Annotated in this window: 2 protein-coding genes; both read right to left on the reverse strand. The window is 54.4% G+C overall.

The window, feature by feature from the left end; genetic code table 11:
- Positions 1 to 2054: 2054 nt before the first annotated feature.
- Complete coding sequence (locus QCE79_RS32215; protein WP_309851293.1) at positions 2055 to 2309, reverse strand: DUF378 domain-containing protein; 255 nt, start codon at positions 2307 to 2309, stop codon at positions 2055 to 2057.
- A 176-nt stretch (positions 2310 to 2485) separates the two neighbouring features.
- A partial coding sequence (locus QCE79_RS32220) for a DUF892 family protein (protein ID WP_309851297.1) occupies positions 2486 to 2678 on the reverse strand: 193 nt, incomplete at its 5' end.

Genomic DNA, 2678 nt, shown 5'->3' on the forward strand with positions numbered 1-2678 from the left:
CAAGACGTTCACCTCTTAATCTCCTTCATGCCTGAAGGAGAAGAAAATAAACGTCCTGCTACGTCGCTACCGGCTACTCAACCGGGCGCGCGGGGTGGAGGAGTTTAAAGTGCCCAACGCCTGAGGAATTTGGCTGCCCGCCGGGGGTTCAGGCGGTTCAGGCGGCAAATAACGGCGCCGAGACACTGAGAACGCTGGACGCATGCCATGCGTTTACGACGCCGGTTCGGGCCCCCGATGTGCACGTTGCTCCGAACGAGCGGCGCGACCGTTCGTAACGCTGGCCGTCAGCGACAAGACCGAGCGTTTCTAACGAAGAACAACGCTGGCCAACCTTCTTGTCAAACGACACAACCCGCCATGCCGCAACTTCCTTCGGGTTGGCAAAGTAACAGCATAGAGCTAACTAGGGTCTCGGGACAGGCAATTGCTTCACGTGATGCACCGCATGGTCGGAAGCATCTGGCAAGCCATTGGAGGCAATCATGGATTCGTTTTTGCAAGCTGCAGCTATAATTTTCGGAGTTGCGACGCTAATTGTTGGGATTGCCGCCACGTTGTACTTAGCAGGTGCAGACACATAGGAACGGTGAGACCAGTTGAAACCCAACCGCGCTGTTGGCCTGTTGGCCTCAAGCAACGGGCATCATTCATCATGACGAAAGCCCGCCCCACCGCCGACGCTGACCCACAGTCCCAATCCCAGTCACTGGACCAACTGGGACGATCACAGGCTGTTTCGCGCGCGTCGGCGAGGCGCGGATCGCGCTGGAATTCATCCCTGAAGCCACCGTCGTCCGAGTTAAAGAACGGCCGGATTTGGTGAAATAGCTCCCGCAATCAGTGGGACGACATAATCTCAATCGCAACACCTTGCGTAAAAAACGTCCGGCCATGATTTCCTCAGAAGCACCTTTCCAACCGCCGCCATAAGAGATTCTACGCGAGCCGCCGATTTAGATCGCGGATTCGGTCTACCAATTCTGCCTTTGTTAAGTCGTCCAGGGAGCTCAACATTAGCGCGGGCCCTATCTGCGCGAGAAGATCCCGGATCTCACTGCGAGCGGAGACTCGGTCCTCCTCATCGCAATTCTGCTAATGACGCTCAACGATTTCGACTTCGCGGCGCCACATGGTTTGTTGATGGAGCTTATTAAGACGCTCGGATGGATATCTTCGCATCTGGCGCTTCACGCAAAAAAAGGCCCGCCGAGGCCGGTAAAACGGTCAGAGAGATGATCGCCTATCAGGACGAGCGATGCAGCACACGCCCAGCGCGAGCGCAGAAACATTTGCATAGACCTTCGTCGGTGAGCGTCGTTGGCATCCTGAGCGAACCAGACCAAATGCGAATCGCCCTGTCGAGCCACTATGGTGACACCCGACGAACACAGGCGTACATCTTTCATGTGCTAACTCTACGGCATGTCAGCGCTACACTTTATTTTCGGTCATCCATCCTATAGTGCAGCATTACGATCTCCCATAAAGCACGTACTTCACAGCCGACAGTTAATTGGATCGACCTAAAAATCGTGTTTGCCAACCAGAAATCACCATCTAGTTCATTGCGCGCATTGTCGAGCGCTAGCCTCTCGGATGCGAACTGTCGAGGTACGACACTACGGCTTTTCAATGAACCTTCGGTCTGCAGACACCTCCACCGCCATACTTCATCAGAGCATTCAAAAGCGACAAAGAAAACACGATAGCCACCAGGAACCCGTTTATACAATCGGCACATTGAACTTTCACCCCTTCCCGAAACTGCGCGCCAGCGACTGATTGACCCTTCGATGGCGGCGGCCGCTGATATCATGCTACGCGTCTTACCATCAAAGGCGTTCAAGTTCGACTACGGCGTACAGCCGCATCACATCTGTCACCGTAAGCACTGACGAACCAGATCATCATCGATTTTTCTCAGATCGCGTACGAACTAAAGAACGGCCGTTCATCATGGCGAGCGTCTATGCTATCTGCTCGGGACGACTGCTCGTTCAAAGATCCGTCAGGGGTAGAAAGTGGCAGCTGGGGTGCGCACTGAAGCTCGCTCAGCGACTAGCGAGAGCATGGCTACGGTTCGGGACAAATGCTCGAATGAGCAAGTACACTCCAGCCAGACCCACCAAGATATAAACGATCCGTGCGCCGGCAGATCCGGCACCAAAAATAGCGGCGACCAGATCGAAGTGCGCTACCCCAACTAACCCCCAATTAATAGCTCCAATGACCGCCAGAGCTCCGGTAATCCAATCAACCGGATTGCGACGGACGACTACCGTTCCGTTCGATGTCACTGTTGGCATAATTTGCTCCTCAAACTTTCACGGATAAGAAGCCAATGACGCGCATGGTCTCGTCTTTGGCTGGGGGTGGCGACGGTTAGTTTGTTTAACAGAGTCAACCGGCACCCTCTGTACTTGGACATCGTTGGCTGCCCATCGCGGCAAGCTGCCCTGCAAGGACCACTAGCCTCAACGAGTCACTTGCCGACTTCTCCTTCGGAAAGCTCTTGCTCTGCAAGCAGCGTTAACTTTTGGTCCGTCGCCTTTTCTTCTTCCAGCGTTTCAAGAAGGAGCTTCATGCCATCGTTGTAGCCAAGCTTCTTGGCGAGCGCGGCAAGCGTTCCGTAGGTCGCAATTTCGTAGTGTTCGACTTTTTGCGCAGCGGCAATG

Origin of the sequence: Caballeronia sp. LZ003, from assembly GCF_031451465.1 — a bacterium.
GTDB lineage: Bacteria > Pseudomonadota > Gammaproteobacteria > Burkholderiales > Burkholderiaceae > Caballeronia.